Origin of the sequence: Serinicoccus hydrothermalis (genome assembly GCF_001685415.1) — a bacterium.
In the GTDB taxonomy this organism is placed as follows: domain Bacteria; phylum Actinomycetota; class Actinomycetes; order Actinomycetales; family Dermatophilaceae; genus Ornithinicoccus; species Ornithinicoccus hydrothermalis.
Window position 1 is genome coordinate 964596 of the sequence record NZ_CP014989.1, and the last position, 23317, is coordinate 987912.

The following is a 23317-nucleotide window of genomic DNA, read 5'->3' on the forward strand; positions in this document are numbered from 1 at the left end:
GCCTACCCCTTGTCAGTCGTCCTTCGCCGGTGCCGTGCCCGTCGAGGGCAGATCAACGGTAAGCGTCCGCGAGCCGTCCACCTTGGACGCCACGCCGGTGATGGAGCCGTCGGACAGGCGCAGCGTCGCGGTGGACGTGGACGGCACCATCTTGAGCTTGGCGGCGGCCCGGGCCAGGTGCTCGGAGGACTGCTTGCCCGCCAGCTCGTCGGCGAGGGTCACCTTCTCGTCGTGCAGGGCGGTCGCCTCCGTCTCGAGCGTGCTGAGGACGTAGGAGCCCTCGGCCCGCACCGTGTTGAGCAGCAGCACCGCGGTGAAGGTGAGCGCCACGAGCAGGGCGCACAGCAGCCGGAAGCCGTGGTTGGCCGAGGTCGGGGCGGCGTCGACCGCGCGCGCCCGTCCGGCGCGGGCGCCCAGGGCCGTGCTGCGGCCGAGCCGGGTGGAGATGGTCATCTGGCTCATGCGTTCTCCTCGCGGGTGGTGGTGGTCGGTTGGTCGGGGGTGGTGCGGGTGCGCTCGGCGGCGCGGAGCCGGACCGAGGCGGAGCGGGGGTTGGCCTCGCGCTCGGCCGGGCCCGCCTGCTCGGCGCCCCGGGTGAGCAGCCGCAGCCACGGCTGGTGCTCGGGGAGCTCGACCGGCAGGTCCGGCGGCGCCGAGCTGGTCGCCCCGGCGGCGAGACCGCGCTTGGTGATGCGGTCCTCGAGGGAGTGGTAGGACAGGACGACGATGCGTCCGCCGACGCGCAGCGCGCGCAGCGCCGCGCCCAGCCCGTCGCGCCAGGTGGACAGCTCGGCGTTGACCTCGATCCGCAGCGCCTGGAAGGTGCGCTTGGCCGGGTGCCCGCCGCTGCGCTGCGAGGCGGCCGGCACCACGTCGTGGAGGAGCTCGACCAGCGGGCCCGAGGTCGTGAACGGCTCACGCTCCCGGCGCCGCACGATCGCGCGGGCGATGGGGCGGGCGAAGCGCTCCTCGCCGTAGTCGCGCAGGATGCGCTCCAGCTCCCGGACCTCGGTCTCGTTGAGCACGTCCGCGGCGGTGCGCCCGATGCCCTGGTCCATGCGCATGTCCAGCGGGCTGTCGGCGCGGTAGGCGAAGCCGCGCTCCAGCTCGTCCAGCTGCAGCGAGGAGACGCCGAGGTCGAAGAGGACGGCGTCGGCGCCGGCGAGGTCCAGCCCGGCCAGCGTCGCCGGCAGGTCGTCGCTCACCGCGTGCACGGGACGGAAGCGGTCGCCGAAGCCGGAGAGCCGCTCGGTGGCCAGGGCCAGGGCCTGGGGGTCGCGGTCGATGCCGACCGCCACCGCGTCGGGGCACGTGCGCAGGACCGCCTCGGTGTGCCCGCCCAGGCCCAGCGTGCCGTCGACGAAGACCGCCCCGGGGCGGTCCAGCGCGGGGGCGAGCAGCTCCACGCACCGGTCCAGCAGGACCGGGGTGTGCCGGTCCTGGGTGGCTCGTCCGGAGGGGGCTGCCATGTCGTCCGTGGTCCCTGGGTGGTGGGTGGTCCCCGGTGCCCGGGCCCTGGTCCCCCACCGTCCACCTGTGGCGTCCGGCCCGGGGGAAGACGGGTCGGGTGCCGGGGTGCGGCCCGACTCCGGGGAAGAGGAGTCGGGGGCGCCGGGGCGGACGGGGGGAGGCCGGAGCGCGGGCGCGCGGCGATCACATGAGCCCGGGGACCACCTCCTCGGACAGGTCGGCGAAGGACTGCTCGTGCTCCTCGGTGTAGGTCTCCCAGGCCTGGGTGTCCCAGATCTCGAGCCGGTTGCCGGCGCCGATGACCGTGCAGTCGCCGGTGATCCCGGCATACGTGCGCAGCAGCGGGGGGACCGTGACCCGGCCCTGCTTGTCCGGGATCTCGTCCGAGGCGCCGGAGAGGAAGAAGCGCTGGTAGTCGCGGACCGTCTTGGACGAGGTGGGGCTGCTCTGCCACTGCTCCACGACGCCGTCGAAGTCGGCCTGGGTGAAGACGTAGAGGCAGCGCTCCTGGCCGCGGGTGATGACGACACCGCCGGCCAGCCGCTCGCGGAACTTGGCCGGGAGGATCATCCGGCCCTTGTCGTCCAGCCGGGGCGTGTAGGTGCCGAGGAACAGCACGTGCACCACCCCTTTCGCGCGATCCGGTACGGACGACTCCCAGTGCGCCCCACTCTACTCCACAATGCCCCACCAAGGCGAGCGATCCGGCTCGATTCTGACAGATGACCCACTGTTTCCGCAGGTCGGAGGTGGTGGTGCGGGGTGGAGGGAAAGTGGTTGGCTGGGCCACGCTGCGCCACGAGCTCGCCGACCTCCCCCGGCGATGGCTGGCATACCCGCAGGTCGGGGCGCCGGCGCGCGGCGGGCACGTCGCCCTCGCCCCCGCCACCGGGTGCGGCTGCCGCGTGGTGGGGGGAAGTGGGGGAACGGGGTCGCCGGGGCCGCGCAGGCCCGCGACCGCGCCCTCGCGCCGCGAGTTTGGCAAACTCGGGGCATGTCTGCGATCTCCCCCGCACCCGACACCGTCGACCTGGACGCCGTGAGGTCCGTCGCCGGCCCCGTGCACCGCGCCGTCGCCACCGTCATCGAGGGCAAGGACGACGCCGTCGACGTCGCCGTCACGGTGCTGCTGGCCGAGGGCCACCTGCTCGTCGAGGACGTGCCCGGGGTGGGGAAGACGATGCTCGCCAAGGCGCTGGCCCGCGCCATCGACTGCCGGGTGAGCAGGGTGCAGTTCACCCCCGACCTGCTGCCCAGCGACATCACCGGGGTGAGCGTCTACAACCAGGACTCGCGCTCCTTCGAGTTCCGCCGCGGCGCGATCTTCGCCAACGTCGTGGTCGGCGACGAGATCAACCGGGCCTCCCCCAAGACCCAGTCGGCGCTGCTGGAGTCGATGGAGGAGCGGCAGGTCACGGTGGACGGGCAGACCTACCCGTTGCCCCGCCCCTTCCTCGTCATGGCGACCCAGAACCCCATCGAGATGGAGGGCACCTACCCGCTGCCCGAGGCCCAGCGCGACCGCTTCATGGCCCGCATCTCCATGGGCTACCCCTCCGCCGCCGCCGAGACGACGATGCTCGAGACCCACGGGGCGGTGAGCCCGCTGGAGGGCCTGTCGGCGGTCACCACCGCCGCCGACGTCCAGCAGCAGATCGAGAACATCCGCGGCCTGCACATCTCCCCCGCCCTGCGGCAGTACGTCGTCGACCTCATGGCGGCCTCCCGCTCGCACCGGATGCTGCGGCTGGGCGCCTCCCCCCGGGCCGGGCTGCAGCTGCTGCGGGCGGCGCGCGCGCACGCCGCCCTCGCGGGACGCGACCACGTGCTCCCCGAGGACGTCCAGTCCATCGCGGTCCCCGTCCTCGCCCACCGCGTTCTCCCCACCGGCGAGGCCTCGCTGGCGCACCGCGGCACCGCCGACATCGTGCGCGACCTCGTCGAGCGCACCGCCGTGCCCTCCGGACGCTGACCGGGACGGGCAGGGTATGACGCAGTCCGCCTCTCCCTGGGGCCTCCTCACCGCGCGGGGCAAGGTCTTCGCCGTCCTCGGCGTGCTGCTCGGGGTCGCGGGCACCTTCCTGGGCTACGAGGACGTCACCCGGGTCGGGCTGGCGCTGCTGCTGCTGCCGGCCCTCGTCGTGCTGCTCCTGCCCCGCCGCCCGCCGCAGCTCACCGTGTCCCGCGAGGTGACCCCGCAGCGGCTGACGCCGGAGGAGCGGGGCGAGGTCGAGGTGCGCTTCCGCAACGTCGGCGGCCGGTCGGCGGTCTACCTCGCCGAGGAGCACCTCGACTACCAGCTCGGCGACCGGCCGCGCTACATCCTGCCCCGGATGGGCACCGGGGAGGAGCGTCGGCTGCGCTACACCGTGCGGTCCCGGCACCGGGGGGCATACTCCCTCGGCCCGATCGTCCTGCGCCAGCGGGACCCCTTCGGCCTGGTCTTCCGCACCCTGCAGCTGACCTCGCGCACCGAGCTGCTGGTGCTCCCCCGCGTGGTGTCCCTCGGGGACGAGCGGCTGCGCGGCAGCTCGCGCGGCAGCGAGGGCGAGATGCCGCAGATGATCGCCCTGCACGGCGAGGACGACGTGAGCATCCGCTCCTACCGCGACGGTGACGAGCTGCGCCGCGTGCACTGGCCGGCGACCGCGCACCGCGGCGAGCTCATGGTCCGGCAGGAGGACCGCCCCGCACGACGCCGGGCCGTGCTGCTCCTGGACTCGCGGGCCGCCGCGCACCCGGGGTGCGGGGTGCATCCCTCCTACGAGTGGGCGGTCAGCGCGGTCGCGTCGGTCGCCCGCCACCTCGTCGCCGACGGGTTCGTCGTCCACCTGCTCACGGACGGGACGCTGCGCGACGGCATCGCCGGCCACCAGGTGGAGCTCGGCACGCTCATGGACACCCTGGCCCGGGCCCAGCCCGAGGAGGACTCGCGGCTGGACCGGCTCACCGCGGCCGCCTCCTCCTTCACCTCCGGCGGCGTGCTCCTCGTCGCCGCGGTCGTCGCCCACGACGAGGGCGAGCTGCGGGCGCTGGCCTCGATCCGGCAACCGGGCTCCCGCGCGCTGGCCTTCGTGCTGGACCCGGGGAAGTTCGGTGGAGGCACCACCGGTGACCATCCCACCGGCGTGCTGGCCGACGCCGGGTGGCGCACCGTGACGGTGGGCCCGCACACCGAGATCGCGCAGGCCTGGGTCTCGCTGCGCTCCTCCGCCCTGGGCAGGTCGGCATGAGGCTGGACGACCGGGCGTGGTGGGAGCGCGGGCTGTGGGCGGAGGGCTTCGTCGCCGCGCTGGCCACGCTGTCCGTCGCGTGGCCGCTCGCCGACCTGCTGCGCGAGGAGAGCTGGGTCGTGCCGTCGGTGACGATGGTGGTCCTCGTGGCGCTCACCGGTGCCGTGCTGCGCACCGTCGACGCGCCGCCGACGCTCGTGGCCCTGGGCCAGCTCGCGATCGGGCTGGCCGGCCTCGCGGCGCTCTTCCTCCGGGACACGCTGTGGCGCGGCGTCCTGCCCACCGGCGAGACGCTGGACCGCATCGCCACCCTGCTGCAGCAGGCGGGGGCCGTGCTGCAGACGTATGCCGCGCCGGCACCCACCACGCAGGGCGTCTCCTTCCTCGTGGTCGCCGTGCTCACCCTCACCGCCGTCTCGGTCGACTCGATGGGGGTGACCGGGCGGGCCCCGGCGAGCGCGGGCATACCCCTCGTGGCGGGATTCCTCGTGTCGGTCTCCAACACCGGCCAGGCGATGGAGCCGTGGTACTTCGCCGCCGTGCTCGTGATGTGGCTGCTCATGCTCGCGCAGCAGGGGAACCGGCTCACGCTGGCCTGGCCCTCGGCGAACCGGCGCGAGTCGCACGGGGGCGACGACGTCTCCGCGGGACCGCGCACCTACCGGGGCCTCGCGCAGGCTGTGGGCGCCCTCACGCTCGTGGCCGCGGTGCTCGGCGCCGCCTCCCTGCCGCACCTGCCGCCGACCTTCTTCGGGGACGGCCTGGCCCGCAACCCCGACGCCCGGGGGGTCGACGGGGACACCGGCGACGTGTCGTTCACCGAGACCATGGACCCGGCCCAGGACCTGCGCAACCAGTCGCGGGCCCCGGTCGTCACCTACCGCACCAACGCGATCAGCGTCGCGCCGCTGCGGGTCACCGCCACCGAACGCTTCGAGGACGGGCGGTGGGTGGCGCCGGAGCGGCTGACCTCGGGCCTGCTCCCCCAGGACGCGCCGATCCCGGCGCCGCCGGGGCTCGGTGACGGGGTGTCCTTGAGCGAGTCCGAGTTCAGCGTCGTGGCCAACGAGCTCGAGCCGCCGCACCTCGCCGCGCCCAGCCCCCTGACCTCGCTGGAGCTGGAGGGCGGCAGCTTCCGCTACGACCCGGAGGACAGCACCGTCGTCCTGCAGGGCCAGGTCTCGAGGTACGACGCCACCTACCTCGGCCTGGAGCCGGGCGCGGAGCTCCCGCAGGGCGTCGGCGAGTCCGCGGCCGACCCGGAGCAGTTCGACGCCGACCTGCTCGCCGTGGACGAGGACTCCGCTGAGGCGGTCGGCGACCTCGCGGACGAGGTCGTCGGCGGTGAGGACAACGCGCTGCGGGCCGGGATCCTCATCCAGAACCACCTGCGCACCGACGGCGACTACGAGTACTCCCTGGAGCTCGCGCCCGCCGCCGAGGTCGGCGCGGACGACCCGATCGGCGCCTTCCTCGAGACCCGGCGGGGCTACTGCGTGCAGTTCGCCTCGGCGATGGTCATGATGGCCCGGCACGAGGGCATACCGGCGCGGATGGCCGTGGGCTTCCTGCCCGGGACCACCCAGGACGACGGCACCCGGCAGGTCATCGCCTCCGACGCGCACACCTGGCCCGAGCTGTGGATCGAGGGTCTGGGCTGGACCCGGTTCGAGCCGACCCCGGGCATCCGCGCCGGCACCCCGCCCGCCTACGCCCGGTCCACCGACGAGCCGGACGCCGCACCGAGCACGGCGACCGTGCCGGAGGAGATCACCCCGACCGTCGAGCCCACCGCGGCGCCCGCGCCGGCGGACCCGACGTTCCTGGACCGTCTGGGCGACCTGCTTCCCACGCTGCTGCGCGCGGTGGTGGCGATCCTCGTGCTGGGCCTGCTCATGGCCGTGCTCCCGCTCGCCGGACGGCGTCACCGCGAGGCGGGGCTGCGGGCCGCGAGCACCCCCGCGGAGCGGATCGAGGGGCAGTGGCAGCTCATGACCCGCACCCTCACCGACCTCGGCGTGGACCCCCCACCCGGGCGCAGCCCGCGCGAGCTGCGCCGGCACTACCTGCGCGGCACGGTCATGGAGGAGGACGGCCGGCAGGCGCTGGGCCGCGCCACGGCCACGCTGGAGCGCTCCCGGTATGCCGCCCCCGAGCTCGTCTCCGAGGACGAGGCGGAGCGGATGGGCGAGGAGGTGCGCACCGTCGTGGACGGGGTACGGCACACCTCCGCGTGGAACCAGCGGGCGGGCGCCGCCCTGGTGCCGACCAGCGGCGTCGAGGGGCTGCGGGAGGGCATACGCCGGCTGCTGCGCCGGTGACCCCGGTCGCCGGTCCGCACCCGCCCGGTCGCGGCCGGGGTGGCGGAGGTGGGTGGGGACAGGACAGAGTGGTGCCATGACCGCACCGCTGACCGTGATCCTCTTCGGCGCGACCGGTGACCTCGCCCGGCGCAAGCTCATCCCCGGTCTGCTCCACCTCTACCTCTCCGGGCTGGTCGACGACCTGCGGGTCGTCGGGACCTCCCTGGACGAGATGTCGGTGGACGAGTTCCGCGACCTGGCCGTGGAGGCGGTCAAGGAGTTCAGCGTCCGCAACAGCGACGACTCCGCGCTGCGGGACTTCGCCCAGCGGCTGGACTACGTTTCCGGCACCGCCGGGCCGCAGGCGCTGCGGGAGGCCGTCGACCGCTCCGAGGAGGAGCTGGGCGGCGGTGAGCTGCTGCGCCTGCACTACCTGTCGGTGCCGCCCAGGGCCGCGCTCAAGGCGGTCGGGACGATCGGCGAGGCGGGTCTGGTCGAGCGCAGCCGGATCATCATGGAGAAGCCCTTCGGCACCGACTACGAGTCGGCGGTGAAGCTCAACGGCCAGCTGCACGAGGTCTTCGACGAGGAGCAGATCTTCCGGATCGACCACTTCCTCGGCAAGGAGCCGGCGCAGAACATCCTGGCCTTCCGCTTCGCCAACGGTCTGTTCGAGCCGATCTGGCACCGCAACCACATCGACCACATCCAGATCGACGTGCCCGAGACGCTGGGCCTGTCCCAGCGGGGCGACTTCTACGAGCAGACCGGGGCCTACCGCGACATGGTCGTGACCCACCTGTTCCAGATCCTCGCCTTCACCGCGATGGAGCCACCCACGTCGCTGGAGCCGCAGGCGATCAGCCGGGAGAAGAACAAGGTCTTCCGCTCCATGCTGCCGCTCGAGCCGGGCAACGTGGTGCGCGGGCAGTACGTCGGCTACCGGGACGAGAAGGGGGTCGCCGACGACAGCCAGACCGAGACCTTCGTCGCGCTGAAGTGTTTCATCGACAACTGGCGCTGGGCGGGGGTGCCGTTCTACCTGCGGACCGGCAAGGAGCTGGCCGAGGGTGCCCGGATCATCTCCATCGCCTACCGCGAGCCCCCGCAGTCGATGTTCCCGCCCGGCTCCGGCGTGGGCGACCACGGGCCGGACCACCTGACCTTCGACCTCGCCGACCGCGCCCGCATGTCGCTGAGCTTCTACGGCAAGCGGCCCGGCCCGGGCATGAAGCTGGACAAGCTGTCGATGCAGTTCTCCATGCAGGACACCGACTGGGCCGGCTCGGTGCTCGAGGCCTACGAGCGGCTGATCTACGACGCCGCCCGCGGCGACCGCACGCTCTTCGTCTCGGCCTCCGGCATCGAGCGGTTGTGGGAGATCTCCCAGCCGCTGCTCGACAACCCGCCGGTGGTGCGGCCCTACCAGAAGGGCTCGTGGGGGCCGAACCAGATCCACCAGCTCATCACGCCGTTCACCTGGCGCCTGCCCTTCGAGCGGCAGTGGCGCGAGTCGAGCTCGAAGACCTGACCGAGCTGACCTACCTGACCCCGACCGGACACACCTTCCGTCCGCGCCGACCCGACCGGGCATACCTTGCGTCCGGGACACACGGTATGTCCGGTCCGGGTACGGAGGTGCGGGTCAGTCGAGGTAGTCGCGCAGGACCTGGGAGCGGGACGGGTGGCGCAGCTTCGACATCGTCTTGGACTCGATCTGCCGGATCCGCTCGCGGGTGACGCCGTAGACCTTGCCGATCTCGTCCAGCGTCTTGGGCTGGCCGTCGGAGAGGCCGAAGCGCATGGACACCACGCCGGCCTCGCGCTCGGACAGGGTGTCCAGGACCGAGTGCAGCTGCTCCTGGAGCAGGGTGAACGACACGGCGTCCGCCGGCACCACGGCCTCGGAGTCCTCGATGAGGTCGCCGAACTCGCTGTCGCCGTCCTCGCCGAGCGGGGTGTGCAGGGAGATCGGCTCGCGGCCGTACTTCTGGACCTCGACCACCTTCTCCGGGGTCATGTCCAGCTCGGCGGCGAGCTCCTCGGGGGTGGGCTCGCGACCGAGGTCCTGCAGCATCTGGCGCTGCACGCGGGCCAGCTTGTTGATGACCTCGACCATGTGCACCGGGATGCGGATGGTGCGGGCCTGGTCGGCCATCGCGCGGGTGATCGCCTGGCGGATCCACCACGTCGCGTAGGTCGAGAACTTGTAGCCCTTGGTGTAGTCGAACTTCTCGACGGCGCGGATGAGTCCGAGGTTGCCCTCCTGGATGAGGTCCAGGAAGAGCATGCCGCGACCGGTGTACCGCTTGGCCAGCGAGACGACGAGGCGCAGGTTGGCCTCGAGCAGGTGGTTCTTGGCGTTCTTGCCGTCGTTGGAGATCCACCAGAGCTCGCGCTTGAGCTTGGCCTCGACCTTCTCGCCCGAGTTGAGCTTCTCCTCGGCGAAGAGACCGGCCTCGATGCGCTTGGCCAGCTCGACCTCCTGCTCGGCGTTGAGGAGGGCGACCTTGCCGATCTGCTTGAGGTAGTCCTTGACCGGGTCGGCGGTGGCACCGGCGGTCACGACCTGCTGGGCCGGTGCGTCGTCGTCGTCGGCGGTGGACAGGGTGAAGCTGTCCTCGTCGCCCTTCGTGGCCGGGGTCTTGGTCTTGGCGACCTCGGGGGTCTCGGCCTCGGCGGTCTCCTCCGCCTCCTCGGCAGCCTCTATCTCGGCCTGCTCCGCGGCGTCGGCCTCGACGATCTCGTCGACGACGTCCTTCTTCTTCCGGCGACCCTTGGGAGCGGCGCCGGCGTCGGCGGTCGCGGCGGCCTTGGTGCCCGTCGCGCCGGCCGCGGTCTTGGCCGCCGCACGGGTGCTGCCCGAGCTCTTGGAGCGCGAGGTCGTGCTCTTCTTCGGCGTGCTCTTCGTCGTCCCCGTGGAGTCGGAGCCGGTCTCGGCGGCGTCCGCAGCGGTCTTCTTCGCGGTGGTAGCGGTCTTCTTCGCGCCCGTCGTCGCGGTCTTCTTGGCCGCGCCGGACGTCTTGCTCGTCGACCCGGAGGTCTTGGTCCCCGTGCCGGAGGCCTTGGTCGTCTTCGTGCCCGTCGAGGTCGACTTCTTCTTGGCGGGGGTCGCGCGTCGCCGCGTCGTGGCGGGCTCGGCGTTACGCACCTCGATCGCCTGGTCGCTGAAGACGCGCAGCACCTTCTTCTGCGACGCCGCCGCCGTGACCTCGGCCGCCTCGAGGGCGGTCTTGATCTGCTCGGCCTCGACGTAGCCCTGCTCGGTCCCGCTCGCCAGGAGGGCACGCAGGGCCTCGTGCTCGAAGGCGGGCGGGAGTTCGGGGGTGCTGGTGCGGGACGTCCTGGCTGTCACGGGCGAAACCAACTCTTTCTGACGACGCAGGTATGCCGCGGCCGGGGCAGCGAGGCGCCCCGACGCGGTTCAGGAAGTGGTGAGCGGTGCCGGGTGCGGCACGCGACTGACACCATTATAAAACCCGTCGGGGTGATGACACATTCCCGGCGTCCCACCACCGGGTGTCAGTCGCCCTCCCCGGCCTTGACGGCCAGCACCGGGCACTGGGCCTCGAGCAGGATCCGCTGGGCGTTGGACCCGAGGATGAGCTTGCCGATGGGCGTGCGCCGCCGCAGGCCGATGACGATGAGGTCGGCGTCGGACTCGGCCGCCACCTCGATGAGGTCCTCGGCCGGCTCGTTGCCGTGGGCCAGGGCCCGCACCTCGTGCTCGATGCCCGCCTCGTCCAGCTCGGCGCCCACGGCCTCCAGCTCCTCCTCGAAGCGCCGCGCCTCCCCCGCGTCGAAGTCACGGCCCCCGCGGTGGGAGTTGACGACGACGAGCCGGACCTTGCGCAGCAGCGCCTCGGTGCGCGCCGCCCCCAGGGCCGCCCGCCCCTCGCGCGTGGGGATGTAGCCAACGATGATCGACATCGATCTCCTCCTGACGTGACAGCCTTCGGGAGAGGCTACCAACCTCAGGCGGCCGGTCGTCCCCCTGACCGCCGGGCCGAGCGGTTGCCGGTGCCGGCCGGCCGTGGCGGGCGCAGACCGGCCTCGGTGGCCCGCCGCACGAGCTGCGCGAGGGTATACCGGGGGTCGCGCTCGAGCGCGAGGTCCACGGCCTCGTTGGCCAGGGTGCCGTCGCCGCGCACCCAGGCGATCATGGCCACCATCGTGAGGACCGGCGTGTCGAGGCCCTGCGGGAGCTGGCCGGCCAGGGACAGGAGCCTCGCCACCGGGTCGCGCCACTCCTCGGCGCGGACCGGGGCCAACCCCGGGCACCGTTCCATGAGGCTGTGAGTACTGACGGCGGCGTCCCAGCCGAGCTCGGGCAACCAGCGGGCCAGCACGGCGTCGCGCAGCTCGCGCTCGGCGAGGAGCACGGCGATCCCGGCCCGCTCGCGCGCCGAGGGCCGGACCCCGTCGACCACCCACGCCGCCAGCGCCCCGAGCCTGGCGCCGGGGTCGAGCCGGGTCAGGTCCAGCTCCAGGATGCCGAGCGCCACGCCCGTGGCGTTCGCGGCGGTCTCGTCCCGCTGACGGACCTGCTGCACCACCTCCGCACGGCTGGGCAGCGCCGCCCTGCCGGCCAGGACGAGGTCGGCCGCGGCCGGCACGTCCGCAGGGGCCGGCACCGGGGTCCAGCCCCGGTCGCGGTCGGGCACGTCGTCACCGTCCTGCACCAGGGCGCTCAGCTGCCGCCCCTGATCCCGCACCAGGAGCAGGTCGTGCAGGTGGGTCCCGGTCGCGGCCGCCAGCCGGCGGGCCGCTGACTCCAGCGCGAGCGCGTGCTCCTCCTCGACCACCGTGGGCTCGCGCTCGGGCAGGTCGTAGCCCACCACGGTGAGGAGCACCGCCCCGGAGGCGACGTCGCGGGCCTGCCGCAGCGGGGCCCGCACCGCGTCCAGGTGGTCCTGCATGGCGTCGGCCGGCGGCAGGTCCAGCCGCGCGCTGCAGACCATCTGCCCCAGCTGCGGACCGCGCCCGGGCAGCAGCTCGGAGGCGACCACGACCACGCTGTGGTCGGGGTGGTAGCCGATGAGCTGGGGCAGGAGGCCGACCAGCTGCCGGGCGCCCCGCACGCGGGCCGGCGCGTCGGCTGCGGGTGGAGACGCGTGGACGGTGTCGAGGTCGTGGTCGTGGTCGTCGTCGGGCCGGCGTGAGCGCCCCCCGGGCTCAGGTGTCGTCATACCCCCCAGCGTGCCGCGAGCGGGCCCGCCGGAACGGGCCCGCTCGCGATCTGTGGATAACTCAGCCGGTCGGTTGGTCCACCGCCGCGGCCGCCCTCGGGGCGAACTCGGCCCGGGCGTGGTCGGCGATCCGCTTCATGAGGTAGCCGTCGAGCCCGGCACCGACGACACCGCCGGCCACGGGGACGAAGCGGATGAGGCGGCCCAGCGCCCTGCCGCCGACCGCGGTGAGCAGCCGGAACCCGACCGCCTTGTTGACCATCATGGCCGCGGCCTTGGGCAGCCGCGACATCGCGAGCGTGGCCAGCCGGCCCGAGCCGGTGAGACCCGCCGCGGTGGAGACGCCCGCCTTGCGCATGAGCTCGTCCGCGTCCGCGCCGACGAGCGAGAGCAGCACGGCCGAGCGTGCCTCCTTGCTCCTGACGTCGTAGCCGCGGTGCTCGGCGATGGCCGCCACCATGCGGGTCGCGAGGGTGTAGAACTCCAGCACGTTGACGGGGATCGCCACGGGCATCGTGAAGATGCCGCCCATGCCGGTGAGGAAACCACCGACGGCGGCCTTCCTGATGTGCTCGGAGACGATGGCGTTGACGACCTTCTCGTCGTCCTCCCCCTTGTTGTTGCGGACCCGGGCCAGCACCTCGCTGGAGGACTGCACCGGCCCCACGCCGTCCACGCCGTAGTCGAGCAACCTGCCGACGAAGACGTTGGCCAGCTTGTCGAGCGGGCCGTCCTCGGACGTCTCGGACTTCTCGGTCGCCACCTCGGACTCACGTCGAGCCACGTCATCTCTCCTCTTGTCGGGGGCCTGTCTGCGCCTCATCCTGACACGCACGGCCCTGGGGTGCGCGATAGGTTGCGCGGTATGACGTCTCCGCAGCGGCCTCCGGGGACGCGCGTCCTCTGGCCGCTCGCGGCGCTGCTCACCCTGGCCGGTCTGGTGCTCCTCACCCTGTCCCTCACCGGCCCCGGCGACCGGTCCGGCGCGGACATGGTGGGCGCCCGGCCCGGTGACCTGGTGAGCGTGGGCGAGGAGGGGATGTCGGTCTGGTCCCGCAGCCCGGACACCCGGGCGGACACGGTCTGCACGCTCGACGACCAGGCCCTGGACCGGCCGACGGAGGACTTCACCACGCGTGTCGCCGGCGAGGAGTTCCACGAGGTCGCCCGCACCGGCGGCAGTCACCCCACCGGGGACCAGCCGCTGGTGTGCGACACCGAGGACACGGTCTACGCCGGGCCGTTCGGGCCGGCGACCGCGCCGACGGGGCTGCGCGGCGGCACCGGTCTCACGCTCGGCCTGCTCCTGCTCCCCCTGGGCCTGGTCTGCGCGGTGCTGGCCGTGCTCGCCCGCCGGCGCACGGTCGAGGTGGAGCAGGGGCCCGACCCGGGGGCATACACCCTCGACCCGCGCACCTCTCCCCCGCCGCAGGACCCCTACGGCCCGCCGCCCTCCGGTCCACCGGGTCAGGCGGGCGGACCCACGGGTCCGCGCTACGACCTGCCGCCGCCGCCCTGACCGGCCGGGGGCACGTCGTCCTCGTCGGGACCCTCGGCCCCCTCGGTCTCCTCGACGGCCTCCGGGTCGCGCAGGTATGCCTCGAGCTGGGCGCCGATCTCGTCCGCGCTGGGCAGGTTGGCGACCTCGGCGGCGAGCAGGCTCTTGCGGCGCTGGCCCTCGACGAAGTGGTCGTAGCGCTGCTCCAGCCCCTCGACGACCTCGCGCGCCTCGTCGTTGCTCGCGAGCTCCTCCTCGATCCGGCCACGGGTGAGCCCGGCCATCGCGACGAGGTCGGTGGTGGGGATCACGAGGCCGGTGAGGTCCATGAGCGCGTCGGCGGCGGCCACGACGGCGTCGCCGAACTGCGTCTCGGCGAGGTAGTGCGGCACGTGCACCGCGACGCCCATGGTGAGCAGCCCGGACTCGGCGAGCCGCAGGTGCAGCAGCGAGTCGGCGCTGGAGGGGATGCGCACCTGCCCGAAGATCGGGGTGTGCTCACCGAGCACCGAGGAGTCGCTGGCGAAGCGGGTCGTGCCGACCGGACGCGTGTGCGGCACCGCCATGGGGATGCCGTGGGCGCTGACCATCCGCCGGACCCCGAAGGCCATCCCGAGCTGGCGCACCGCCTCGACGAAGCCCTCCCACCGGAAATCCGGCTCCACGCCGTGCAGGAGCAGGAAGGGCTCGCCGGAGGCGTCCATCATCCGGTAGAGGATGAGCGAGGGATCGTCGTAGTCGGTGTAGTGGTCGGAGTCGAAGGTCATGAGCGGGCGCCGCGACCGGTAGTCGACGAGGTCGTCGACCTCGAACGTCGCGACCACCTCGTGCTCGAGCGTGTCGAGCAGGTGCTCGGCCAGCGTGGAGCGCACCTGGCCGGCATCGAGGAATCCGTCCAGCGAGACCAGCAGCAGGGGTGCGGGCTTCGGCTGGCGGGCGGCGTCCGCCTCCAGCCGGAACAGCGGCGAGTGCGTCGTCACGGTGTCTCCTCTCGGGGTCTGCCCAGCACAACGTCGGTCCGACCCCCAGGATTCCATCTCGGCGCGGCACGGGCAGGTCCCGATGATAGGAACGGGGTATGCCCTCTCCCCGGACCGCCTTCCACGACCTGTCCCACTACGTCGCCCTCCCGCGCGTCTCGGGGCTCGCCCTGAGCCCGGACGGCACCCGCCTGGTCACCTCGGCGGCGACCCTCAACCCCTCCGGCACCGGCTACGTCTCGGCGCTGTGGGAGGTGGACCCGACGGGCGAGCGGGAGGCATACCGGATCACGCGCAGCGCCAAGGGCGAGAGCGGCGCGGCCTTCGGAGCCGACGGCGACCTCTACTTCACCTCGAGCCGCCCCGACCCCGACGACGAGGAGGACGCGGCCGAGGGTGCGGCACTCTGGACCATCCCGGGCCACGGCGGTGAGGCCCGGGTGCTGCTGCGCCGCCCCGGGGGCGTCGCGGCGGTGACCGCCGCCCGGGACGCCGACCGGGTCCTCGTCACCGCGGGGCTGCTGCCCGGCGCCTCCACCGAGGCCGAGCACGCGCAGCTCGCGGAGGGCCGCACGAAGGCCAAGGTGGACGCGATCCTGCACACGACCTACCCCATCCGGTTCTGGGACCACGACCTCGGCCCGGAGCGGCCCCAGGTCTTCGCCCTCGACGACGGCCCCGCGCCGGGCGTCGACGCCGTGCCCGAGGACGACCCGGACGGCCAGCCCGGGGCCGCGCTGCCGGGCACGACCGACCGGGCGCGCGAGGTGCACCTTCGCCTGCTCACCGGCGACCTGCCCGCGCCCCTGCACGAGCCCAGCCCGCAGGTCGCCCCGGACGGCAGCTTCATGCTCGTCGGGCTCACCGTCCCGCAGGGCCGCGCCGACCTGCGCGAGGGCATCGTGCGGGTCGACCTGGACGGCGGCGGGACGCGCACGCTCTTCGACACCGCGGGCCAGGAGGCGCACGCCGGGCCGGTGAGCCCGGACGGCTCGCGCGCCGTCGTGGTCGTCAGCGAGATCACCTCGCCGACGACCGCGCCGCACCCGCGGATGCACCTCATGGACACCGCGACCGGGGAGCTCACCCCGCTCGCGCACGACTGGGACCGCTGGGCGCAGCCGGTCGCCTGGACCCCGGACGGCGGCTCGGTGCTCGTCCTCGCCGACAGCGAGGGACGGAGGCCGGTCTTCCGGGTCGACGTCGCCACCGGCGAGGTCACCCGGGTCACCCGGGACGACGCCGCGTGGAGCGACCTCGTCCTCTCCCCCGACGGCACCACCGCCTACGGCGTGCGCTCCTCCTACCTCTTTCCGCCCGAGCTGGCCCGCGTGGACCTCGCGAGCGGCGACGTCACCCGGCTGCCCGGCCCGGCCGAGCGTCCCGAGGTCCCGGGCCGGCTGGAGGAGGTCGAGACCACGGCGGAGGACGGCAGCCCGGTCCGCGCCTGGCTGGCGCTCCCCGAGGAGGCGCCCGCCTCGTCGGCCGGGCACCCCACCCTGCTGTGGGTCCACGGCGGCCCGCTCGGCTCGTGGAACGCCTGGACCTGGCGGTGGAACCCCTGGCTCATGACCGCCCAGGGGTATGCCGTCCTGCTGCCGGACCCGGCGCTGTCCACCGGCTACGGGCAGGACTTCGTGCAGCGCGGCTGGGGCGCGTGGGGCCAGGCGCCCTACACCGACCTCATGGCGATCACCGATGCCGCGCTCGCGCGCGACGATCTCGACGCCGAGCGCACGGCGGCGATGGGCGGCTCCTTCGGTGGCTACATGGCCAACTGGATCGCCGGGCACACCGACCGGTTCCGGGCCATCGTCACGCATGCCTCGCTGTGGGCGCTGGACGGCTTCGGCCCCACGACGGACGCCGCGTTCTACTGGCAGCGGGAGATGACCGAGGAGATGGGGCAGGCCAACAGCCCGCACCGTTTCGTCGAGGACATCGTCACCCCGATGCTCGTCATCCACGGCGACAAGGACTACCGCGTGCCGATCGGCGAGGGGCTGCGCCTCTGGTACGAGCTGCTCTCCCGCTCCGGGCTGCCGCAGGCGGAGGACGGCACCACCGCGCACCGCTTCCTCTTCTTCCCGCACGAGAACCACTGGATCCTGAAGCCGCAGCACGCGAAGGTCTGGTATGCCACGGTCAGCGCCTTCCTCGCCGAGCACGTGCTGGGCCAGGAGCCGCCGCCGGCCGCCGAGCACCTCGGCCTCGCCCCGCCGGAGGCCGACTGACCGTCACGGCTGGGCGGGGGGCGCCGGTCAGGCTGGGTGCCACCCCGCGGCGTCGCCCCAGGCACGCGCCCGGACGAAGGCCTCCGCGAACCACGGCTCCTTCGCCTGCGCGTAGTCCTTCCGCGGCGTCCCCGCCGCGACGTGGCCGGCCTTGAGCCGCGCATACCGGTCCCTCTCGTCCGGGACCGCCCGCAACCAGTCGCGGAAGAGCAGGGCGAGGGTCCACGCGGGCGAGTCGACCGACCGGACGTGGACGTGGGTGACGCGGGCCGGGTCGGCGTCGCCGAGGAGCCGTTTCGGCCATGTCTCCGGACTGTCCCGGGGCAGCCCGGCCGGCCCGGGGTGGGCGTGGTCCCACGAGTCGTCGTGGACGGTCACGAAACCGCGTCGCGCCAGCGCCGACCTGACCTTCTCGTCGTCGAGATCACCGAGGTCACGGACGACCAGCTGGAGGTCGACCACGTCCTTCGCGGCCAGCCCCGGGACGCTCGTGCTGCCGATGTGGTCGGCGCGCACGAGGGCGGCTGCGGGGACGGCGGCGCGCAACCGGGCCAGGAGCCGCTCCGCCTGGGCGGGCCAGGTCGGGTCGGGCGGGACCACGACGAGCTCCTCCGGGGCCCTCGCCGCCTCCCCCGCGCGCAGCCACCGCTCGAAGGGCAGCAGCCGGTCCTGCCAGAGGCGGTCGACCTGCTCGTGGAGCTCCTCCACGGTGCCGGAGTTGTCGAGCAGCACGTCGGCGGCCGCGGCGCGGGCGGCGTCGTCGGCCTGGGCGGTGATCCGGGAGCGCGCCGCCTGCTCGTCCATGCCGCGAAGTTCCACCAGACGGCGCAACCGCTCCTCCTCGGGCACGTCGACGATGACGGTGAGCGCGTAGTCGGCGGCCAGACCCATCTCCACGAGCAGCGGGATGTCGTGGACGACGACCGCGTCGTCCGGCGCGGCGTCCATGAGCTCGGCGGAGCGGCGCCGGATCTGCGGGTGCGTGATGGCCTCCAGGTCACGCCGGGCCTGCTCGTTCGCGAAGACGACCCGGCCCAGCGCCGGCCGGTCCAGGGACCCGTCGGCGGCCAGCACGTCGGGACCGAAGCGCTCGGCGATCTGCTCCAGCGCCGGCATACCGGGCTCGACCACCTCGCGCGCCACCGCGTCGGCGTCCACGACGACCGCACCGAGCTCGGCCAGCCGGGCCGACACGGTGGACTTGCCCGACCCGATGCCGCCGGAGAGCCCGACGCGCAACGTCATGCCGGCGTCTCTCCGCTGCCCTCGCGTCCCTGCCAGGTGCAGACGCAGACCTCGTTGCCCTCGGCGTCCGCGAGGACCCACCAGGACGGGGCGAACTCGTCGGTGACCAGGTGGCCGCCGGCCGCGAGCGCGGCCACGACCCGCTCCTGCGCGAGGTCGTGCGGCACGTCGAGGTCGAGGTGGAAGCGGCCCCGCTGGGTACGGGCCTCGTCCATCTGCTGGAACCACATCGGCGCCAGCCGGCCGGCCGGGTCCTCGAGGTGGTCCTCCTCGGTCTCGGCATACCCCAGGACCGCGGCCCAGAACGGCTCGACCGAGGGGGCGTCCATCACGTCGAGGGCGACCTCGAGCTCGGAGACCTCGTGCGGCCTCGCCTCCAGCCCGAGCTCGGCCGCGGCGGCGCTGACCGCGACCGCCAGGGCACGGTCACGGGTGGTGAGCGCGCCGACGTCGTGGCTGACCGTCGAGACGGTGACGTGCGGGTAGCGCAGGTCGACGTCCGGGTGGTGGTCCACCTCGTCGGCCAGCTCGGCGATCCGCGCCACCAGGCGCGCCCCGGCCGCGAAGTCTCCCGTCGCGAAGCGGGCGTGCAGCCGCCCGCGCAGCACCCGCCAGTCGGCGAGCTCGGGATCGGTGGACAGGGCGTGGTCGGTGAGCGTCTGGGAGGACATACCGCGACTCTGCCAGATCCCGACCGGCCGCACGGTTTGCGACCACCGGCCGCACGGTATGCGCCGACCGGCCGCACGGTCTGCGTCCACCAGCCGCGCGGTATGCCTAGCTGACGACCTCGATACCGAGCTTTCGGGCAACGCGCCCCAGCCCCCGGTCGAAGGTCGCGAGCCGGGCCCGGTGCTGCTGCGCGCTGATGGCGACGCAGCAGTCCGGCATCCTCAGCGCGGTCGTGACACGAAGGTCGGCGAGGGCCCCGGCGCTCTCGACCGGCAGGGGCAGCGTCTCGATCTGCAGGTCCTGCATGAGCAGCTCGACGTCCTCGCCGCGGCCGACCCGGGTCGGCGCCACGAGGATCTCGGCGTGCGTGAGCACGTCGACCGCGAAGGTGTCTGCGGACTCCCGGGTGAGCAGGGCGAGCGCCGCGCCGTGGTGGGCGTCGTCACCGTCGAGATCGCCGATGAGGACGCTGGCATCGAGCACGATCACCTCGGCCAGTCCTCGCGCAGCTGCTCCAGGTGGTACGTCGGGTAGACCCCGGTCAGGGTCCCCCGGTGCCGACGCAACGCCGTGAGCCGGTCGGCGTGCTCGTCACGCTGCTGGCTCACGATCAGTCGATGGCCCTCGAGAGCCAGGCGGGTGATGAGCTGACCGCGGCTGAGGTCGGGCCATCTCGCCTGGGCGACGTCGAGCGCGTCGGAGAGCTCGTCGATCTCCGTGACCTGGTGCCGGGGGCGAGGGTGGGCATATCCAAGTGTATGCCCTCTGCTCAGGGGTGGTACCCCCCTGTGGACAACTGATCCAGTGGGGTAGTCGGTCGGGCTGGGCGCGGCTGCTCGCAGGGAGGGGGTGGCGGTGCCGGGCGATGACCTCAAACAGACGACTGCAAGGCACTAAGCCAACTCAGGTACGTGCACGGGGTTCTGCCGCTCCCCGCGGGGCCTGTCAGCCGGCCGGAGGGACGCTCCACCAACTGCCCACCACCAGGTGCCTGTCCAGCTCCCGAGAACAGCCGATCAAGAAATGAACGCGGGCTCTCAGCCGAGCAGCTCGCACCGTCACCCCGATTCACACACGCCACACCAGCAACACCCCCTTGGACTTACTCACCTAGTCGGCCCACGGACAGGGAGATCAACTGTCCGTCAGCAGTGAAGTACCTGTCCGCCTACAGGGAGATTGGCATGTCCGCTAGCAGCTTCAGTGGACGCGTGGCCGTCGACGAGCCCAAGTGAGCAGTCCGATCGCGAAGAGCACGGTAGAGAAGGCGACGTGACCCATCGTGGGTTCACGTTGGAGGATCCAGGCCCACGACAAGGGCGTCCCAAAGACGTCGGTACCGAAGGTCAACGTCATTCCCGCATGGATCACGGGGAGGGCCCATGCGATCTCCTCCCACAGGACGGCGGCCGCGAGAAGAGCCTCCCCGCTCAGGCTGAGCAAGCACACCAGCACCGGACCTGAAGCCTGACCCCCGCCGAGCAAGACCATGGCCACCACTATCGACGCCATGAGCAAAGCCACCCGAAGCATCCGCCATATCCTGATGTCGCGCGGTCCCACCCAGGGCAGGACGGTCACCGGCTCCTTGAGAAGGAGTGTGACGGCGAAGGCGCCCACGAGGCCGCTCAGGATGGCGCTCGGACCCTGCACCACGACTCCCACTGCGTTGAGCTGGGGTGTGGTGAACAGCGGGCCCAGGAGCACAGGCGCGAGCACGGCCAGGATGGCGAGCAAGACGGCGAGTCGGACGTTCCACCAGCTCCCCCAGTGGCGAATGTTCAAGACTCGCACCGCTGCACGCTCGCGACCCAGCCGGCCACCGTCGCCCGGGGCACCTCCCCTCCCAAGGGCGCCATATTTTGTGCGACTGCCTGGAGCCACGCGGACAGGTCGTTGCGTGCCGCCTCGGCTTCAGGATCGGGGCACGAGCCGGCCGGCAGGGAGCGCACCGCAAGATCTGCCATGGTCCGCTCACGCACCTCCTGACCATCCTCCTGTGGCAGCGAGCCGATGTGGACATCCTCAGCATCAGGCGTGCCGGCACCGATCTGGCGATAGGTCGAGGGAAGGGTATAAACGTCACCCACCAGCATGTCGACTTGTTGGAGGGCGTCGATCGCTGCGGGAATCCTCTCGGCCTGTTGCGGCCATGTACATACGGTGTAGCTATTGAGAGAACGACAGGTCGGATCGTCGGTGCGCGCCTGCACCGCCGGCCAGTTCGGGGAAGTCGACACGATCGCGAGCCCGGCGACGAGACCGAGGAACCCTACGCCCACGGCGCGCACGCGCCATCGCGCCATGAGCGTGGCCGCCAGAAGGACACTCAGCCCCGCCGCTATTAGCGCTTTTCCGCTGTTAAGGCCGACGTTAGGCTGGAGGAAGATCGGAAAGGCAGTCCCGGGATAGACCGTGGCCCAGCGCGCGGACCAGAGTTCGATGTAGCCGCCGCCGTACAGGAGGGCGAAGGACAGCACAGCTACCATCAGAGCAGACTTGGTCGAACTCCATCGGTATCCCACGGCCGTTCCCACCGTTGTGCACAGCAGGATGAGGGAGAGCGCCGCAGCTACCAAGGACAGATCAGACCACCTGAAGATTCCTGTGGAACCGCGCTGCAGACCAGCCACCAGAATCCCGAGGTAGGCGAGCACAGCCCAGATCATGACGGCAACGACCAGCACACAACCACTGCCGAACTGGCCGCGCGGGGTAGCTCTGACCAGCTCGCTGACGTTGGCTCGGCCATCCTTGCTCGCCTGAGCGGTCGCTACGCCGGCTGCGACTGGTCCGAGGAAGAATACACTGGTCAGCGCCATGTTCGCGGCGTTGGCGCCATCAGCTCCATCTGGTAACGGCCCGAGGGACCAACCGATGATGAGGGCAGCCACGAGCAGGACGAAGCCGCCGGCAAGAGGGAAGCCAGAGGTGGCCCTGTCACGGATGATCGGGAACATGCCCATCTCGATCATGCAGAACCTGGATGAACAGTGACTCGAGCTTCTGGCTCGAGCTCTCCTGAGCCGATGGTCCGGCGGGCGGCTTGAGCCCGGACCAGGCGACTCTGCCCCCGTTCAGTATGACGACGTCATCGGCTACCGCGGCAGCATCCTCCACCAGATGGGTCGACATGAGGACTCCGGTGGTCTCCGACATGCCCCGGATCGTCTGCAGGAGGCTTCGTCGCTGAGTCGGATCCAGTGCGTTGGTCGGCTCATCGAGCACGATCAAGCCCGGGTCCCCAAGGAGCGCCTGAGCCACGGCGAGCCGGCGGCGCATCCCGCCAGAAAGGGATCCCACCTTGTCGGAGGCCTTCCCCACCAGCCCCACGATACCCAGAACCCTTCTCACCTCATCGGCCCAGAGTCGTGGTGACAGACGCTTGAGCCAGGCGCAGTAGTTGAGAAACTGGTGGCACGTCAGACCTCCGTCGATCTGGAGGTCCTGGGGAACGTAACCGACCAGACCTCTGACGTCGGCTGCCTCTATAGTTCCTTGCTGCAGCTTCAGCGCACCGGTGACCAACCCCAAGAGTGTTGACTTGCCAGCCCCGTTGGGACCCAGCAGCGCCAGACATTTGCCGGCCGACTCAAATGAGACGCCAGAGAGGCCCTGACCAGAGCGTCGATAGGTGTGGTAGACGCCCTCGACCTTCAGTAGCAAATCTGCACGTATCCGCTCGGCTTACCAGTCAGATTTCCTGAGTAGTTCCAGGTCGAGCGGGCGTAATATTCTCGTGAAGTGTACGAGGAGTACTGACCAGAAGCGTAAGCCGAAGCGCGGTACTGCCGCGACGCCGAGGCCTGATTCGGGTCAGCCTGGCATGTTCTGTGCCACTTCACATTTCCGACGAACGTGGCATACGAACTGGACCCGGGTGCATCCATGCACATCCTGTCATTGCTGCCCGAGCCCCACACCCTGTAACTGTTGCCCGAGCCAGATGGGACATCGTAGTAGAATGTGACCTGGCCCGTCGATGGAACGTACTGGCCTGCGGCGAAGGCTGCCACAGCTCCCGGTCCAACAACGAGCAACGACGCCAGCAGAGGAGCCGCAACCTTCCGTGATGTACTCATGGAAAACTCCAGTCCAAGGGACTCAGTACCCTTCTCCTTTCTCGGAAATTGCACCCCTTCTTAGAAGCCGTCAACCCCCGGGCTAGTTTTCCGACCGGGGCGCAGGTGAACGAGGTGTGGACCTACGACATCCCCAACCAGGGCACCAAGTAGGGCCCGCCAGCTCACCAGTTAGAACTCGTGAGCCTCAGTCAGTGAGGCGGTCCTGAACCGTCTTGAGTCTCCCGGAGGGTGCTGATCTAGCAAGGGAGACTGGTTCTGCATGGCAGCAGCACCGAGGAAGTACGACAGGGAGTTCCAGGAGCGAGCGACGCTGAGCGTACCGGGATCGGTTGGCCGAGGGCAAGGAGTCGAAGGTGGGGGCCCGGCGGCGTGTCGGGTCGCTGCTGGACTTGAATCAGGCGACACTGC

21 protein-coding genes are annotated in these 23317 nt (G+C 71.9%); 6 read left to right on the forward strand and 15 right to left on the reverse strand.

Annotated elements, in window-relative coordinates; translation table 11 throughout:
• Positions 1-12: 12 nt before the first annotated feature.
• From ftsL to mraZ, 3 genes are all read right to left on the reverse strand, one after another.
• Positions 13-462, reverse strand: a complete 450-nt coding sequence (gene ftsL, locus SGUI_RS04510) for a cell division protein FtsL (protein ID WP_066636838.1) — start codon at positions 460-462, stop codon at positions 13-15.
• On the reverse strand, positions 459-1469 hold the full coding sequence (gene rsmH / locus SGUI_RS04515) for a 16S rRNA (cytosine(1402)-N(4))-methyltransferase RsmH (RefSeq protein WP_066636841.1): 1011 nt from the start codon (positions 1467-1469) through the stop codon (positions 459-461). Before rsmH ends, ftsL begins: the two co-directional genes overlap by 4 nt.
• Before the next feature lie 184 nt (positions 1470-1653).
• Entirely contained in the window at positions 1654-2085 is a 432-nt protein-coding gene (gene mraZ / locus SGUI_RS04520) for a division/cell wall cluster transcriptional repressor MraZ (RefSeq protein WP_066642751.1), read from the reverse strand.
• A 379-nt stretch (positions 2086-2464) separates the two neighbouring features.
• Here mraZ and SGUI_RS04525 point away from each other — a divergent pair, with 379 nt between their 5' ends.
• The 4 genes from SGUI_RS04525 (at position 2465) to zwf (ending at position 8537) form a co-directional block, all read left to right on the forward strand.
• Positions 2465-3442, forward strand: coding sequence for an AAA family ATPase (locus SGUI_RS04525; RefSeq protein WP_066636844.1), 978 nt, complete (start codon positions 2465-2467; stop codon positions 3440-3442).
• Positions 3443-3458: 16 nt separating this feature from the next.
• Positions 3459-4703 (forward strand): DUF58 domain-containing protein, encoded by a 1245-nt coding sequence (locus SGUI_RS04530; RefSeq protein ID WP_066636846.1) that lies wholly within the window; start codon positions 3459-3461, stop codon positions 4701-4703.
• Complete coding sequence (locus tag SGUI_RS04535) at positions 4700-7024, forward strand: transglutaminase TgpA family protein (RefSeq protein WP_066636848.1); 2325 nt, start codon at positions 4700-4702, stop codon at positions 7022-7024. The genes SGUI_RS04530 and SGUI_RS04535 overlap by 4 nt, the downstream gene beginning before the upstream one ends.
• A gap of 76 nt (positions 7025-7100) precedes the next feature.
• Positions 7101-8537, forward strand: a complete 1437-nt coding sequence (gene zwf, locus SGUI_RS04540) for a glucose-6-phosphate dehydrogenase (protein ID WP_066636854.1) — start codon at positions 7101-7103, stop codon at positions 8535-8537.
• A gap of 114 nt (positions 8538-8651) precedes the next feature.
• Here the strand turns inward: zwf and SGUI_RS04545 are convergent, their stop codons facing one another.
• The 4 genes from SGUI_RS04545 to SGUI_RS04560 all read right to left on the reverse strand — a co-directional run bounded on the left by SGUI_RS04545 (position 8652) and on the right by SGUI_RS04560 (position 12979).
• Positions 8652-10361, reverse strand: a complete 1710-nt coding sequence (locus tag SGUI_RS04545; RefSeq protein ID WP_066636857.1) for an RNA polymerase sigma factor — start codon at positions 10359-10361, stop codon at positions 8652-8654.
• Positions 10362-10528: 167 nt separating this feature from the next.
• Positions 10529-10936, reverse strand: coding sequence for a universal stress protein (locus tag SGUI_RS04550; protein WP_066636860.1), 408 nt, complete (start codon positions 10934-10936; stop codon positions 10529-10531).
• 44 nt (positions 10937-10980) lie between these two features.
• Positions 10981-12195 (reverse strand): DUF4192 domain-containing protein, encoded by a 1215-nt coding sequence (locus SGUI_RS04555; protein WP_066636863.1) that lies wholly within the window; start codon positions 12193-12195, stop codon positions 10981-10983.
• Between the two features lie 61 nt (positions 12196-12256).
• Positions 12257-12979, reverse strand: a complete 723-nt coding sequence (locus SGUI_RS04560) for an EcsC family protein (protein WP_237141453.1) — start codon at positions 12977-12979, stop codon at positions 12257-12259.
• An 81-nt stretch (positions 12980-13060) separates the two neighbouring features.
• On the opposite strand from SGUI_RS04560, the gene SGUI_RS04565 reads away from it, so the two are divergent.
• On the forward strand, positions 13061-13714 hold the full coding sequence (locus tag SGUI_RS04565; RefSeq protein WP_066636867.1) for a hypothetical protein: 654 nt from the start codon (positions 13061-13063) through the stop codon (positions 13712-13714).
• Here SGUI_RS04565 and SGUI_RS04570 read toward each other — a convergent pair.
• Complete coding sequence (locus SGUI_RS04570; RefSeq protein ID WP_066636869.1) at positions 13690-14673, reverse strand: PAC2 family protein; 984 nt, start codon at positions 14671-14673, stop codon at positions 13690-13692. The genes SGUI_RS04565 and SGUI_RS04570 overlap by 25 nt on opposite strands.
• Before the next feature lie 98 nt (positions 14674-14771).
• Between SGUI_RS04570 and SGUI_RS04575 the strand changes: the two genes are divergently transcribed.
• Positions 14772-16907, forward strand: a complete 2136-nt coding sequence (locus tag SGUI_RS04575; RefSeq protein ID WP_066636872.1) for a S9 family peptidase — start codon at positions 14772-14774, stop codon at positions 16905-16907.
• A gap of 27 nt (positions 16908-16934) precedes the next feature.
• Here the strand turns inward: SGUI_RS04575 and coaE are convergent, their stop codons facing one another.
• From coaE to SGUI_RS16985, 7 genes are all read right to left on the reverse strand, one after another.
• Positions 16935-18152, reverse strand: coding sequence for a dephospho-CoA kinase (coaE, locus tag SGUI_RS04580; protein ID WP_066636875.1), 1218 nt, complete (start codon positions 18150-18152; stop codon positions 16935-16937).
• A complete protein-coding gene (locus SGUI_RS04585) occupies positions 18149-18823 on the reverse strand; it encodes a VOC family protein (protein ID WP_066636878.1) in 675 nt (224 codons plus the stop codon). The genes coaE and SGUI_RS04585 overlap by 4 nt, the downstream gene beginning before the upstream one ends.
• Before the next feature lie 106 nt (positions 18824-18929).
• On the reverse strand, positions 18930-19313 hold the full coding sequence (locus SGUI_RS04590; RefSeq protein ID WP_066636881.1) for a type II toxin-antitoxin system VapC family toxin: 384 nt from the start codon (positions 19311-19313) through the stop codon (positions 18930-18932).
• Complete coding sequence (locus SGUI_RS18220; RefSeq protein WP_257784409.1) at positions 19310-19432, reverse strand: hypothetical protein; 123 nt, start codon at positions 19430-19432, stop codon at positions 19310-19312. The genes SGUI_RS04590 and SGUI_RS18220 overlap by 4 nt, the downstream gene beginning before the upstream one ends.
• A 592-nt stretch (positions 19433-20024) precedes the next feature.
• Positions 20025-20561, reverse strand: coding sequence for a hypothetical protein (locus SGUI_RS04600; protein WP_157621739.1), 537 nt, complete (start codon positions 20559-20561; stop codon positions 20025-20027).
• Between the two features lie 44 nt (positions 20562-20605).
• Positions 20606-21799 carry an ABC transporter permease gene (locus tag SGUI_RS04605; protein WP_066636889.1) on the reverse strand — a complete coding sequence of 398 codons (1194 nt, stop codon included), beginning with the start codon at positions 21797-21799 and terminating at the stop codon, positions 20606-20608.
• Complete coding sequence (locus SGUI_RS16985; protein WP_191090948.1) at positions 21765-22490, reverse strand: ABC transporter ATP-binding protein; 726 nt, start codon at positions 22488-22490, stop codon at positions 21765-21767. Before SGUI_RS16985 ends, SGUI_RS04605 begins: the two co-directional genes overlap by 35 nt.
• Between the last annotated feature and the right edge of the window lie 827 nt (positions 22491-23317).

Coding starts and splice junctions, on each gene's coding strand:
- ftsL (WP_066636838.1), bottom strand. CDS start 462: ATGAGCCAGATGACCATCTCCACCCGGCTCGGCCGCAGCACGGCCCTG.
- rsmH (WP_066636841.1), bottom strand. CDS start 1,469: ATGGCAGCCCCCTCCGGACGAGCCACCCAGGACCGGCACACCCCGGTC.
- SGUI_RS04525 (WP_066636844.1), top strand. CDS start 2,465: ATGTCTGCGATCTCCCCCGCACCCGACACCGTCGACCTGGACGCCGTG.
- SGUI_RS04530 (WP_066636846.1), top strand. CDS start 3,459: ATGACGCAGTCCGCCTCTCCCTGGGGCCTCCTCACCGCGCGGGGCAAG.
- SGUI_RS04535 (WP_066636848.1), top strand. CDS start 4,700: ATGAGGCTGGACGACCGGGCGTGGTGGGAGCGCGGGCTGTGGGCGGAG.
- zwf (WP_066636854.1), top strand. CDS start 7,101: ATGACCGCACCGCTGACCGTGATCCTCTTCGGCGCGACCGGTGACCTC.
- SGUI_RS04550 (WP_066636860.1), bottom strand. CDS start 10,936: ATGTCGATCATCGTTGGCTACATCCCCACGCGCGAGGGGCGGGCGGCC.
- SGUI_RS04555 (WP_066636863.1), bottom strand. CDS start 12,195: ATGACGACACCTGAGCCCGGGGGGCGCTCACGCCGGCCCGACGACGAC.
- SGUI_RS04565 (WP_066636867.1), top strand. CDS start 13,061: ATGACGTCTCCGCAGCGGCCTCCGGGGACGCGCGTCCTCTGGCCGCTC.
- SGUI_RS04575 (WP_066636872.1), top strand. CDS start 14,772: ATGCCCTCTCCCCGGACCGCCTTCCACGACCTGTCCCACTACGTCGCC.
- coaE (WP_066636875.1), bottom strand. CDS start 18,152: ATGACGTTGCGCGTCGGGCTCTCCGGCGGCATCGGGTCGGGCAAGTCC.
- SGUI_RS04585 (WP_066636878.1), bottom strand. CDS start 18,823: ATGTCCTCCCAGACGCTCACCGACCACGCCCTGTCCACCGATCCCGAG.
- SGUI_RS04605 (WP_066636889.1), bottom strand. CDS start 21,799: ATGATCGAGATGGGCATGTTCCCGATCATCCGTGACAGGGCCACCTCT.